Source organism: Streptomyces sp. NPDC006551, from assembly GCF_040611675.1.
In the GTDB taxonomy this organism is placed as follows: Bacteria; Actinomycetota; Actinomycetes; order Streptomycetales; family Streptomycetaceae; genus Streptomyces.
Genome location: NZ_JBEXOT010000011.1, coordinates 33,145 through 45,375 on the forward strand (window position 1 = coordinate 33,145; position 12,231 = coordinate 45,375).

Sequence of the window (12,231 nt, forward strand, 5' to 3'; positions counted from 1 at the left end):
CCGCCCGGAAGCCCGGCGCGCCCCCGCCCCGGACGCCCCCGCTAGCCCCGCCCCCTCAGCCGCCCAGCGCGTGGCTCACCGTGTAGATCAGCAGGCCCGCCAGCGCGCCCACCACCGTGCCGTTGATGCGGATGAACTGCAGGTCCCGGCCGATGTTCGCCTCGATCTTCTTCGAGGTCTGGTCGGCGTCCCAGCTCGCGATCGTGTCCGTGATCAGGGAGGTGATCTCCGTGCGGTACGTCGTGACCACGTACCCCGCCGCGTCCTCGACCCAGCCCTCGACCTTCGACTGGAGGCGTCCGTCCGTCACCAGCCGGCCGCCCAGGGAGATCAGGGAGGCCCGGGCGCGCAGGCGGAGCTGGCTCTGGTCGTCCTCGGCCGCCGCGATGATCAGGCCGCGGACCGACGCCCAGGCCGAGGCGATGATGTCCTGGATCTCCGGCCGGGCCAGCAGCTCCGACTTGAGGCGCTCCACCCGCGCGCGGGTGTCCGTGTCCGCCTGGAGGTCGGCGGCGAAGTCCGTCAGGAAGCGGTCGATCGCGCCCCGCGCCGGGTGGGCCGGCATGTCGCGCATCTCCGTGATGAAGCGGAGCAGTTCCTTGTAGACCCGCTCGCCCACGCGACGGTCCACGAACCGCGGCGTCCAGCCGGGCGCGCCGCCCTGGACCGCGTCCATCACCGAGTCCCCGTGGTAGACCAGCCAGTCGTGCGCCCGGGCGCAGATCAGGTCCACCGCCCGGTGGTGCGCGCCGTCGGAGACGATCCTCTCCAGGGTCTTGCCGATCCCCGGCGCGATCTCCGCCGCCTCCGCCCGCCGGGTGATCGCCTCGCCCACCACCGCCTGGACGTCCGAGTCCCGCAGGACGGTCAGAGCGCCCCGGAGCGCCGTGGAGAGCTCCCTCGTGACCCGGTCGGCGTGCGCCGGGTCGGCGAGCCAGGCGCCGAGGCGGCCGGCGATGCCCAGCGCGTGCAGCCGTCCCCGTACCACTTCGGCCGACAGGAAGTTCTCGCCGACGAAGGAGCCCAGCGTGACACCCAGCTGGTCCTTCTTCGTCGGGATGATCGCCGTGTGCGGGATCGGCAGCCCCAGCGGCCGACGGAACAGGGCCGTCACCGCGAACCAGTCCGCCAGCGCGCCCACCATGCCCGCCTCCGCCGCGGCGGCCACATAGGCGGCCCAGGCCCCGAGGCCCGCGCTCTCCGCCCAGGTGGCCAGGGCATAGATCACGGCGACGACGAGGAGAAGGCCCGTCGCGATTCGCTTCATACGGCGTACGGCGCGGCTTCTCTCCTCGTCCGCCGCCGTGTACGCGAACGCCGCCAGCGGTGGCCGGGCGGCCACCCCGCCTCCGGCGCCCTCAGGCCTTGTGTCGCTCTTCACCTGCACCTCCCTATCTCAGGGACTCCCCGCGCGCACGCCGAGTTCCCCCTCCCCGTACATCTTCGCGATCACGGCCTCGATGTCCGGCTCCCGCACCGACAGGTCCACCAGCGGATACGCCCCCGCCACCGCCGCCACGATCGGCGCCGCCGAGGCGGAGGACGGGAAGGCGAGCACCTGCCGCGGCCCCTCCGACCGTACGAAACGCGCCCCCGCGACCTCGATCGGCGGCAGCTCCCGCTCCAGGTCCACCACGAGGAGCCGCTCGCTCTCCCCCACCGCGTGCAGCCCCGCCAGCTCCCCGTCGTACATCAGCCGCCCGTGGTCGATCACCATCACACGCTTGCAGAGCTGCTCGATGTCGGTCAGATCGTGGGTGGTGAGCAGCACCGTCGTGCCCCGGGAGGCGTTCAGCTCGCGCAGGAACTCCCGTACGCGTGCCTTCGACACCACGTCGAGCCCGATCGTCGGCTCGTCGAGGTAGAGCACCTCCGGGTCGTGCAGCAGCGCCGCCGCGATGTCCCCGCGCATCCGCTGGCCGAGGGAGAGCTGGCGCACCGGGACGTCCAGGAGGTCCCCCAGCTCCAGGAGTTCCACGCACCGGGCGAGGTTGGCGGCGAAGCGGTCGTCCGGGATCCGGTACATCCGGTGCATCAGACGGTACGAGTCCTTGAGCGGCAGGTCCCACCAGAGCGTCGTGCGCTGGCCGAACACCACCCCGATGCGCTGCGCGAGCCGTGTCCGCTCCCGTGCCGGGTCGATGCCCGCGACCCGCAGCCGGCCCCCGCTCGGGGTCAGGATGCCCGTGAGCATCTTGATCGTCGTCGACTTGCCCGCGCCGTTCGGGCCGATGTAGCCGACCATCTCGCCGCGCGCCACGCCGAAGCTGATCCCGTCGACCGCCCGGACCTCCCGCTTCTCACGGCGGAGGAGACCCACCTTCCGGCGAACCGAGAAGACCTTCTCGACGTTCTGCAGCTCGATGAAGTCGGTGGAGTCGGTGGAGTCGATGGAGGACACGCTCAGCTCCCTGTCGATCGGTACGAACGAAGTCCGGCCCGCCATGCCAGCCCGGCGAGCCCACAGCACACCGCCGCGACCAGCGGCGACGCGAACGCCGCCCAGTCCGGCACCCCGGCCGGCGCCTCGCGCCCGAGGATGTACAGCGCCGGCAGCCAGTTCACGAACGCCAGCGGTACGACGTAGACCACACCCCGCACCAGGTCCTGCGCGAAGATCGACGGCGGATACTGCAGCAGTGTGTTGCCGCCGTACGTGAAGGCGTTGGTGACCTCGGCGGCGTCCTGGGCCCAGAACAGGGTGGAGGCGCCCAGGACCATCACCGCCGAGAAGATCAGCGCACCGCAGAAGATCATCACCGGCAGCATCAGCAGTCTCACCGCCGTCCACTCCACGTCGAGGAGCAGCAGCCCCCACACCAGCACCAGGAGCCCCTGTGCCACCCGGCCGAGCCGGCGCAGCGCGAACTGGTCCGCCGCCACCTGCGCGATCACCGGCGCGGGGCGCATCAGGAACGTGTCGAGCGAGCCGTCGCGCACCCGCCTGCCCATCCGCTGGAGCGAGCCCATCGTCAGGTCGGCGATGCCGAAGGCGGTTCCGGTCGTCCCGTACAGGAACGCGACCTCGCCGAACGAGAAGCCGCCGAGACCCCGCACCTGACCGAACATCAGCAGGATGACGACGAAGTCGAAGAACGTGACGGTGAAGCTGGAGAAGAGGGTCAGCGCGAAGGAGGCGCGGTAGGTCATCGTCGACCTGATCCACATCGCGGCCACCATCCGGTACGTACGCCAGGCCTCGGCCACGCCTGTCCGGTACGTACGCGCCGTTCGCCCCGCCCGAGCCCCTCCGCGCGCGGAGACCTCAGCCACCCTGCACCACCACCTTCCGCGTCGCCGCCCACTGCGCCACCCGCCCCGCCGCGAGCAGCGCCACCGCCCAGCCGCCCTGGAAGCCGTACGCGCCGAGCAGCCCCCACCCCTCGTACCGCTCGAGATACACGTCCGCCGGGACCTGGAGCATCGACGCCCACGGCAGCACCCGCGCCACTTCGCCCAGCGCGCCCGGGAAGACGTTGAGCGGCAGCAGCATCCCGGAGAAGAACAGTCCGCCCAGCCAGGCCACCTGCGCCACGCCCTGCCCGTCGAGCAGCCAGAACGCGCTCATCGCGACGAGGTACCAGATCGCGAAACTGACGATCGAGCCCAGTGCCACCGCGATCAGGAAGGCCACCCAGGTCAGCGGCCGGGACGGCAGCGTGAAGTCGAAGGCGAGTGCACCGATCGCCATCGGCACGACGCCACGCCCGAGCAGCTGGTACGCGGCGCGGCCGGCGTTGGAGGAGAACCACCAGGTCTGCAGATCGGCGGGCCGGTAGAGGTCGACGGCGATGTCACCCGTCCGGATCCGTTCCATCAGCTCTTCCTGGAACCCACCGCCCATCAGCCCGCAGACGGCGATCAGCGCCTGTCCGATCCACACGTAGGCGAGCGCGTCGGCCATGTCGTACCCGCCGAGCCGGGGCCGTTCGTCCCACAGGGCGATATAGGTGTACGACAGGATGAAGCCGAAGACGGTGTTGGTGAACACCCCCGCCGCCGTGGCCATGCGGTACGTGGCATGGCGCCGGAACCCACCCACGGCGACCGTCGCGTACAGCCGCACCACACGCTCCCTCCTGACGCCCCGTCGGCGACACCGAAGCGCACGACCCTAGCGGGGCGGCCACCACCACCGCGAGCCGTTTTCGAGTCGCATTCATGGCTTTTGTCCGAATGAGTGCAGTATGGGGTGGCCATGTCCCCTTCATTCGGTACGGGAGGAGCTCACACATGAGCGTCGAACAGCCCCCGCAGCCCGGCTGGCCACGCAGGGACCCCACCGTCCCCATCCGGCCCCCCAAGGTCAAGAAGAGCCGCCCCCGGCGCCTCCTGCGGATGCTGTTCGGCGCACTGCTGCTCGCCGCTCTGCTGCTGACCGGCGGCTTCCTCACCGGGTACCTGCTCGTGGACATCCCGCCCGCGAACGCCGCCGCGACCGCCCAGTCCAACGTCTACCTCTACGCGGACGGCACCCAGATCGCCCGGGACGGCGAGGTCGACCGCGAGAACCTCCGCCTCGCACGTGTCCCGCGGGCCGTCCGGCACGCCGTACTCGCCGCGGAGGACCGGGACTTCTACTCCCAGCCGGCCGTCGACCCCAAGGCCATGATCCGCGGCGCCTGGAACACCCTCACCGGCAAGGGCCGGCAGTCCGGCTCCACCATCACCCAGCAGTACGTCAAGAACTACTACCTGGGCCAGGAACAGACCGTCGCCCGCAAGGTGAAGGAGTTCTTCATCGCCATCAAGCTCCACCGCGAGAAGAGCAAGGACGAGATCTTCGAGGGCTATCTGAACACCAGCTACTTCGGCCGCAACGCCTACGGCATCCAGGCCGCCGCCCGCGCCTACTACGGCAAGGACGCCGAGCAGCTCGACACCGCCCAGGGCGCCTACCTCGCCTCGCTGCTCAAGGCCCCCACCGCCTACGACGTGGCCACCCACCCGGAGAACAGGCACAAGGTGCTCGCCCGCTGGAAGTACGTCCTGAACGGCATGGTCAAGGAGCGGTGGCTCACGCCCGCCGCCCGGGCCGTCATCGCCTTCCCCGCACCGCAGAACGCCCGACCCGCGACCGGGCTGTCCGGCCAGCGCGGCTACATCGTCCAGGCCGTCGAGGACCATCTGACGAGCAGCGGCGTCATCGACGAGAAGACCCTGGCCCGCGGCGGCCACCGCATCACCACCACCCTGGAGAAGAGCAAGCAGGACGCCTTCGTCGCCGCCGTCGACGACCAGGTGATGTCCCGGCTCGACCCGGCACGGAACCCGGCCGACAGCTTCGTCCGGGTGGGGGGCGCGGCGATCGACCCGGCGACCGGCCGGGTGGTCGCCCTGTACGGCGGCGTCGACTACACCCGGCAGTACGTCAACAACGCCACCCGCCGCGACTACCAGGTCGGCTCCGCCTTCAAGCCCTTCGTCTTCACCGCGGCCGTCGAGAACGCCGCCCAGACGCAGGACGGCCGCCCCATCACCCCGAACACGTTCTACGACGGCACCAACAAGCGTCCGGTGGAGGGCTGGGACGGCGGCTTGTACGACCCGGCCAACGAGGACGACGTGTCGTACGGCGAGATCACCGTCCGTTCCGCCACCGACAGCTCGGTCAACGCGGTGTACGCCCAGATGGCGGTCGACGTCGGCCCGGCCGAGGTCAAGGAGACCGCGATCGCCCTCGGACTGCCCCCGGACACCCCCGACCTCAACGCCTCCCCGTCGATCGCCCTCGGCGCCGCCACCGCGAGCGCCCTCGACATGGCGGAGGCGTACGCGACCCTCGCCAACCACGGCAGGCACGGCGCGTACACGCTGGTCGACAAGGTCACCAGGAACGGCCAGGAACTGGAGCTGCCGGCCTCGGAGAGCCGGCAGGTCGTCACCCGGGAGGCCGCCGACACGACGACGGCGATCCTGCGCGGCGTGGTGGAGAGCGGTACGGGTACGGCGGCGCTGTCGGCCGGCCGGCCGGCGGCCGGCAAGACGGGCACGGCGGAGCACGACCGGGCCGCCTGGTTCGCGGGGTACACGCCCGATCTGGCGACGGTGGTCACGATGATGGGCCAGGACCCGCGGACGGGCGAGCAGAAGCCGCTGTACGGAGCGCTCGGCCAGCCCCGGATCAACGGGGGCGGGCCGCCGGCGGAGATCTGGGGCCAGTTCACCCGGGAGGCGCTGGCCGGAACGGAGCCGCGGGAGTTCGACCTCCAGCTCGCGGAAGGCGCGGAGGAACTCCTCGAGCCGCCGGACGCGCACCGTCCCGACGCCGTGGTCCTCCCGGGGGACCCGTCGGCGCCCCGAGGCGAGCAGGCCGCCCTGCCTGTGCCGTCCCGGCCGTGAGGGGCGCCGACCGCACGCTCAGTTGCTCGTCGTGGCCAGCTTCGCCGCGAATCCGAGGAACAGCGCTCCCGCCCCCGTCGTGAGGCCCGCCGACAGCTTCTTCCGGCGGCGGAACTGCGTGGCGAGATAGGTGCCGCCGAGGATCAGCGCGGTCACGTACGCGACGCTGATGACTTGGTAGACGAGGGCGAGGAGGGCGAAGGACATCCCCGGGTACGCGTACTCGGGGTCGACGAACTGCACGAAGAACGAGATGAAGAACAAGATCGCCTTCGGGTTCAGGACGGTGATCACCAAGGAGCGCCGGAACAGCCGTCCGCCCGTCGACGGGTCCGGGGCGGCCTCCGAATCCCCCGACGTCTTCTCGTCGGAGCGGCGCCACATCGCCCATGCCGCCCGGATCATGCCCACGGCGATCCAGGTCAGATAGCCGGCCCCGGCATACTTCACGATGGCGAACAGCAGCTCGTTGGTCTGGAGCAGCGAGGCGAGCCCGGCCGCCGTCGCCACCATGAGCAAGGTCTCGCCCAGGAACACGCCCGCCGCGGCGTGATAGCCGGCTCCGATCCCCAGCCGTGCGGCGACCGACAGCGTGAAGAGGGAACTCGGCCCCGGCAGCAGAATGATCAGCAGAGCGCCCAGGGCATAGGTGAGCAGATTCTCCACTCCCAGCATTCCGGCACCTTTCTCCTCGCCCCTCGGGGGCCCGGCGCCGGCCGGGCCCCGGGGAGTTCACGGCTATCCGACGTTGTTGCCCGTACGCACGTTGTGCGCGCTCACCATCTGGTCCACCTCGCCGATGCGTTCCAGCGCGTACTTCTCACTGATGTGTGTGAAGTTGTCCGCCCAGAAGGCACCCAACTCGTCGATGTCGAGCAAGTCCTGATCTCCGAACCTGGCGAACATCTCCTCTCGGTCCTCCCGCGTGAACGTGATTCCCAGAGCGGTCAGATAACTGTCGATCTCGGCGCTGCTCTTGAAGAAGTTCGGCCGTTCGTAGTCGACCAGCAGATCCCACGCCGGGCTGTTCGGCAACGGAATAAAGCGTGAGAACTCGACCGAGGAGAGTTCCACCTCGCCCAGCATCTGCCGGATCCCGGTGATGGTGCGGTCCAGCGTCTCCGGCCGCTCTCCCGGAGCGCCCGCGATGTACGAGGCATGGACCGAGATGCCGGCCTTATTCAGCGTGCGGATGGCTTCGAGATTGGTTTCGCCGGTCGTCTTGTTCTTCCGCTGGGCCTCGAGCATCTCGGGGTCGGCGGCGTCCAGACCGATGTTGGCGCGCGTGACGCCGAGCCGCCGGAGCTTGTCGACGTTGTTCCGCTTGGTCAGCCCGAGGGCGCGCGCGTAGACCATGACCTGCAGTTCACCGTTGTCGATACGGCGTTTCAGGTGCGGCGGCGTGGCGTCGATGAGGGCGTCCACATAGCGCGGACTCGCGGTGAAGCTGTCGTAGACCTCGAAGAACAGATTGATCCCGTGCTCGCGGTTGTACCAGTCGATCGCCTTCCAGAAACCGCGCGGGTCACCCGTGTCGACGGTCAGATCGGCGATCGAGCAGTAGGTGCAGCGCTTGTAGCCGTTCTCGCAGCCGCGTGCGTTGTTCACCGTCACCGGCCGCACCTCGTGGCCGTGGAGGTGGCCGAACTGCGTACGGTAGTTGTCGGCGTAGACGTCGAGCACGTCGTCGATGAAGGACAGATCCGGAATGGTGTTCCGCAGCGAAAGGGCGTATTTCGGAGCCGGGTTGAGATGGACCCGGCCGTCGTGCCGGTAGGCGAGCGAGGACACCTCGGCCACGCTGGTGCCGTCGACCAGAGCGCGGACCAGTTCCACAAAGGGAGTCTCGCCGCCGTCGTTGGCTATCACGTAGTCGATCTGCGGCCTGTTGCGCAGGATCATCTCGGGAAAGAAGATCGCGTGATCGTCACCGAGGACGACCTTCGCCCCGCACGCCTTGGCCGTGTCGGCGATTTTCAGGGCCTCCGAGTAGGTCGGTGTCAGCGCGCTGATCCCGACGACATCGGGCGCGAAGGCCCGCACGGCCTGGCGCACGGTCTCGGTGTTGCCGATGCCGCCGTCGACGACCCGGATGTCGACCCGGTCGCCTAACGCCTCGCGCGTCGCCGTGGCGAGCTGGACGATCCCGATGTGCGGATAGCAGGCGTAGTTCGAGGCGTTCCTGTTGGCCGTGGGGTTGGGGGCGTTCGCGAGCAGCACCTTCAACGTCATTGCATCACCTGGCACAGGTAGAGCGAAGCGGACGGGCGGGCAGCGGCCCGTCCGCGCGGACGGATCATGAACCTTTGCATGCGGAATGTGCATGCAACAGCCACCGATCAGCCAGGGTCGCGTCTGAAAGCGGACCCTATGATTCCATCCGGCCACATGGAAATGATCAAGCCAGCGCGACGCGGCACCTCAGGGGTGGTGCCGCTCGTACCGCCGGACAGGCGCTAGTGACCCGACGTCGCCTTCAGGCCCACCACCGCGACCAGGAGCAGGCAGACGAAGAAGATGCGCGCGGCGGTCGCCGGCTCGCCGAGGACCAGCATGCCGAGCACCGCCGCGCCGGCCGCGCCGATGCCGACCCAGACGCCGTACGCCGTGCCGATCGGCAGCGTCTTGGCGGCCTGTGAGAGCAGCAGCATGGAGGCGACGATCCCGGCGGCCGTGAACACGCTGGGCCAGAGGCGGGTGAAGCCGTCGGTGTATTTCATACCGATCGACCAGCCGACCTCGAGCAGACCGGCGACGACGAGAAGAACCCAGGCCATGACGACGAACACCTCCGCGAGACGGATCAACAGGGGTGCGTCGTCTTTGCGTTTCCTGCGGGAGGAGGCCCGGTACGGCGCGTCTCGTCGGGTAGGCCCAGCCTAGCAAAAGGCAGACAAAAGACCTGGTGACGACGGTCACCAGGTCTCGCGCGAAAGTCCGGGGCTCCAGGTGCGGCTACAGGTACAGACCCGTGGAGTCCTTGGTTCCCTCGAACCGGTCCGCGGCCACCGCGTGCAGGTCGCGCTCCCGCATCAGTACGTACGCCACGCCCCGGACCTCGACCTCGGCCCGGTCCTCGGGGTCGTACAGGACCCGGTCGCCGGTCTCGACCGTACGGACGTTCTGGCCGACGGCGACCACCTCGGCCCAGGCCAGCCGGCGGCCGACGGCGGCGGTGGCCGGAATCAGGATGCCGCCGCCGGAGCGCCGCTCACCCTCGGGGGAGTCGGTCCGGACCAGGACACGGTCGTGCAGCATCCTGATGGGCAGCTTGTCGTGGGTGTTCTCGCTCACGCTTCGAACCTACCTGTCCGGGCGTGTCGGCCGTACCTCGGGAGGGGTCATCCCTTGCGCTTACGGGAGGACATCGCGATCAGCCCGACGAGGGCCACGGCGACCAGGGCCACCGGAACGACCCGTTCGAGGCGCGGCGCGCCGTCGTCGTGGGTGAAACGGGCCTTCACGCCGGACACGGTCCGGTTGACGGCGACGAACGCGCGGCCGGCGGTGTGGTCGACCGTGGAGGTCACCTTCGCCTTCGCGTCGCCGATGATCGTCTTCGGGTGCACCCGAATGCCGATCTCGTCCAGAGTCTCGGCGAGCTGGTCGCGCCGGCGGACGATGTCCGCCTCGATCTGCGCAGGGGTCCTGGCGTCCGACACCGCGCTGCCTCCGTTGTCGTCATCGGTTCGTTGATGGACAGTCTGTCAGCTTTGACGCCGTCGAGTCGTCCCCGACCCCCATTAGGCTCTGGCGGCGTACGCGTACATCCTCCGAGGAGAGCCATGAGCGAGCGACTTCAGCCCGGCGACACCGCCCCTGCCTTCACCCTGCCCGACGCGGACGGCAACGAGGTCTCGCTCGCGGACCACAAGGGCCGCAAGGTGATCGTCTACTTCTACCCCGCGGCCCTGACCCCCGGCTGCACCAAGCAGGCGTGCGACTTCACGGACAACCTGGAGCTGCTGGCCGGTGCGGGCTACGACGTCATCGGCGTGTCCCCCGACAAGCCGGAGAAGCTGGCGAAGTTCCGTGAGCGGGAGTCCCTGAAGGTCACGCTGGTCGGCGACCCGTCAAAGGAGGTCCTGGCGGCGTACGGCGCCTTCGGCGAGAAGAAGCTGTACGGCAAGACGGTGACGGGCGTCATCCGCTCGACGATCGTCGTCGACGAGGAGGGCAAGGTCGAGCGCGCGCTGTACAACGTGAAGGCGACCGGCCATGTCGCCAAGATCATCAAGGACTTGCAGATCACCGGCTGAGGTCCTTGCCGAACGTGACGGAAGTCCCATTGCCCGGTGACTTCCGTTTGTGAACGGCGTGACCGTGCAGATGTTCCTCTTGGAGTTCCACGCACCGAGAAAGGACGTACGGTCATGCCGGCCACCGCCCCCGACACCGCGGCCGACCCCGATGCCCGCAGACGCCACCCCCGGCTGTTCCGGGCCATCACGCGGCGGCAGCAGCCCAGACTGCGGCGTACGGACATCACGGTGACGGACGAGGCCGCGGTCAAGCGGGCCGTGAAGGCCGCCTCGCTGGGCAACGCCATGGAGTGGTTCGACTTCGGCATCTACGCCTACCTCGCCGTCACCCTCGGGCATGTCTTCTTCCCGGCCGGGAACGAAACGGCGCAGCTGCTGTCCTCGTTCGCGACGTTCGCGGTCGCCTTCCTGGTCCGCCCGCTCGGCGGGATGGTCTTCGGCCCGATGGGGGACCGGATCGGCCGCAAGAAGGTCCTGGCGCTGACCATGATCCTGATGGCGGTCGGCACCTTCGCGATCGGCCTGATCCCGTCGTACGCCTCGATCGGGTTCTGGGCGCCGGTCCTGCTGGTCTTCTTCCGGATGCTCCAGGGCTTCTCCACCGGCGGGGAGTACGGCGGTGCGTCGACCTTCATCGCGGAGTACGCCCCCGACCGCCGCCGGGGCTTCTTCGGCAGCTTCCTGGAGTTCGGCACCCTGGCGGGTTACGTCGCCGCGGCGGGGCTGGTCACGGCGCTCACCGCCTGGCTCGGCCCCGACACGATGGAGTCCTGGGGCTGGCGCGTGCCGTTCCTGGTGGCCGGGCCGCTCGGCCTGGTGGGCCTCTATCTGCGGATGCGGCTCGACGAGACGCCCGCGTTCCGGAAACTGGAGCACGAGTCGGCGCACGCCTCGGAGACCGGGGACACCGTGGAGACCTCCGCCAAGGGCGACCTGGCCAGGATCTTCCGGCAGCAGTGGCCGACGCTGATCCTGTGCATCGCCCTGGTGGGCGCGTACAACATCACCGACTACATGCTGCTCTCGTACATGCCGACGTACCTCTCGGACGAACTCGGCTACAGCGAGACGCACGGCCTGCTGATCCTGCTGCTGGTGATGGTGTTCCTGATGCTGATCGTCACTCAGGTGGGGCGGCTGAACGACCGTTTCGGGCGCAAGCCGGTCCTGATGGCGGGCATGCTCGGCTTCCTCTTCCTGTCGCTCCCGGCGTTCCTGCTGATCGGCATGGGCGGCATCCCGGCGATCACGGCGGGCATGCTGATGCTCGGTCTGTCGCTGGTCTGCATGCTCGGGACCATGTCGGCGGCGCTGCCGGCGCTCTTCCCGACGAACGTGCGCTACGGCTCCCTCTCGGTGGGCTACAACCTGTCGGCCTCGCTGTTCGGCGGTACGACGCCGCTCGTCATCACCGCGCTGATCGGGGTGAGCGGCAGCAATCTGATGCCCGCGTACTACGCGATGGGCGCGGCGCTGGTCGGCGTGGTCGCGGTGGCCTGCATGAAGGAGACCGCGCGACAGCCCCTGGAGGGGTCGCCGCCGTCGGTGGAGACCGAGGAGGAGGCGGCGGAACTGGTGCTGGCGCAGGCGCCCGAGCCGAAGTTCTGACGCTCCCGCCTGCGCGTCG

At 69.4% G+C, this 12,231-nt stretch carries 12 protein-coding genes; 3 read left to right on the forward strand and 9 right to left on the reverse strand.

Going from position 1 to position 12,231, the window contains the following annotated elements:
* Positions 1–55: 55 nt before the first annotated feature.
* The 4 genes from ABZY12_RS13785 to ABZY12_RS13800 all read right to left on the reverse strand — a co-directional run bounded on the left by ABZY12_RS13785 (position 56) and on the right by ABZY12_RS13800 (position 4,066).
* Positions 56–1,342, reverse strand: coding sequence for a DUF445 domain-containing protein (locus tag ABZY12_RS13785; RefSeq protein ID WP_356889917.1), 1,287 nt, complete (start codon positions 1,340–1,342; stop codon positions 56–58).
* Between the two features lie 54 nt (positions 1,343–1,396).
* Positions 1,397–2,401 carry an ATP-binding cassette domain-containing protein gene (locus ABZY12_RS13790; protein ID WP_356889701.1) on the reverse strand — a complete coding sequence of 335 codons (1,005 nt, stop codon included), beginning with the start codon at positions 2,399–2,401 and terminating at the stop codon, positions 1,397–1,399.
* Between the two features lie 2 nt (positions 2,402–2,403).
* Positions 2,404–3,180, reverse strand: coding sequence for an ABC transporter permease (locus tag ABZY12_RS13795; protein WP_356889919.1), 777 nt, complete (start codon positions 3,178–3,180; stop codon positions 2,404–2,406).
* 85 nt (positions 3,181–3,265) lie between these two features.
* Positions 3,266–4,066: an ABC-2 family transporter protein gene (locus ABZY12_RS13800; RefSeq protein WP_356889921.1), complete on the reverse strand. Its 801-nt coding sequence runs from the start codon at positions 4,064–4,066 to the stop codon at positions 3,266–3,268.
* A gap of 167 nt (positions 4,067–4,233) precedes the next feature.
* Here ABZY12_RS13800 and ABZY12_RS13805 point away from each other — a divergent pair, with 167 nt between their 5' ends.
* Positions 4,234–6,342 (forward strand): transglycosylase domain-containing protein, encoded by a 2,109-nt coding sequence (locus ABZY12_RS13805; RefSeq protein ID WP_356889703.1) that lies wholly within the window; start codon positions 4,234–4,236, stop codon positions 6,340–6,342.
* 18 nt (positions 6,343–6,360) lie between these two features.
* On the opposite strand, the gene leuE is transcribed toward ABZY12_RS13805, so the two are convergent.
* The 5 genes from leuE to ABZY12_RS13830 all read right to left on the reverse strand — a co-directional run bounded on the left by leuE (position 6,361) and on the right by ABZY12_RS13830 (position 10,004).
* Positions 6,361–7,017, reverse strand: a complete 657-nt coding sequence (gene leuE, locus ABZY12_RS13810) for a leucine efflux protein LeuE (RefSeq protein WP_356889705.1) — start codon at positions 7,015–7,017, stop codon at positions 6,361–6,363.
* Between the two features lie 63 nt (positions 7,018–7,080).
* The gene (locus ABZY12_RS13815; RefSeq protein WP_356889707.1) at positions 7,081–8,574 is read right to left on the reverse strand and encodes a radical SAM protein; all 1,494 of its coding nucleotides are present in this window, start codon (positions 8,572–8,574) and stop codon (positions 7,081–7,083) included.
* A 224-nt stretch (positions 8,575–8,798) separates the two neighbouring features.
* Positions 8,799–9,119 (reverse strand): multidrug efflux SMR transporter, encoded by a 321-nt coding sequence (locus tag ABZY12_RS13820; RefSeq protein WP_356889709.1) that lies wholly within the window; start codon positions 9,117–9,119, stop codon positions 8,799–8,801.
* A gap of 178 nt (positions 9,120–9,297) precedes the next feature.
* The gene (locus ABZY12_RS13825; protein WP_356889711.1) at positions 9,298–9,636 is read right to left on the reverse strand and encodes a co-chaperone GroES; all 339 of its coding nucleotides are present in this window, start codon (positions 9,634–9,636) and stop codon (positions 9,298–9,300) included.
* Positions 9,637–9,683: 47 nt separating this feature from the next.
* Positions 9,684–10,004, reverse strand: a complete 321-nt coding sequence (locus ABZY12_RS13830) for a DUF3618 domain-containing protein (RefSeq protein WP_356889713.1) — start codon at positions 10,002–10,004, stop codon at positions 9,684–9,686.
* 123 nt (positions 10,005–10,127) lie between these two features.
* On the opposite strand from ABZY12_RS13830, the gene bcp reads away from it, so the two are divergent.
* Both bcp and proP read left to right on the forward strand, forming a co-directional pair.
* On the forward strand, positions 10,128–10,601 hold the full coding sequence (gene bcp / locus ABZY12_RS13835; RefSeq protein WP_356889715.1) for a thioredoxin-dependent thiol peroxidase: 474 nt from the start codon (positions 10,128–10,130) through the stop codon (positions 10,599–10,601).
* 114 nt (positions 10,602–10,715) lie between these two features.
* Positions 10,716–12,212: a glycine betaine/L-proline transporter ProP gene (gene proP, locus ABZY12_RS13840; RefSeq protein WP_356889717.1), complete on the forward strand. Its 1,497-nt coding sequence runs from the start codon at positions 10,716–10,718 to the stop codon at positions 12,210–12,212.
* Positions 12,213–12,231 lie beyond the last annotated feature (19 nt).